The organism is Vibrio sp. 10N.222.49.A3, from assembly GCF_041475145.1.
Lineage (GTDB): Bacteria > Pseudomonadota > Gammaproteobacteria > Enterobacterales > Vibrionaceae > Vibrio > Vibrio tasmaniensis_A.
The window spans coordinates 27013-27609 of sequence record NZ_JBFRVM010000104.1; positions in this window are offsets into that span (position 1 = coordinate 27013).

Consider the following 597-nt stretch of genomic DNA (forward strand, 5'->3'; position numbering starts at 1 on the left):
TAGCTCACCAAAACTCAATTCCATTTGAATAATTCTTCGACCCAATCAGCAACCTCTCCCAATAGACTAATACCCCGAACAACGCCAAAAATAAAAGACACTATTTGGCCAATAGAAATTCGTTTCTTCATTAAATACTCCATATTTCAGATCTAAAAAAACCACCTAACAGCGGCGACAGAGACTAAAAATATTTGTTCAACCTCTCCACAATATTTTGTTGTTACCTAATAGGTAGGTTAATTATCAAATGCGATTTAGTGTGATCGTGTGACTTCATAACTTGATCTGAGACCAAAAAGTCTAACGCGTTAGACAAAGTAGTCCTGTTACTACAATTCGACATATGTGTGTAAAGCAAGTAAAGAGGTCGAGAAAGCATAACTCTCCTCCATTACTAGCTTTTAAATGACACTCACATCAAAATACAACAAAAAAGGGAGAGAGCAAGCGCCAAAGATAACCATCCCTAGCTTTAACGACATTAAATAAAACAACTGTTAACAACAAAAACTTAACTAGTCTACTTTAGATCTTTGGTGTTCATTATTCCTACTATGTTAAACGGGCGAGTTAGCTCTTCAGAGCGATTTATAG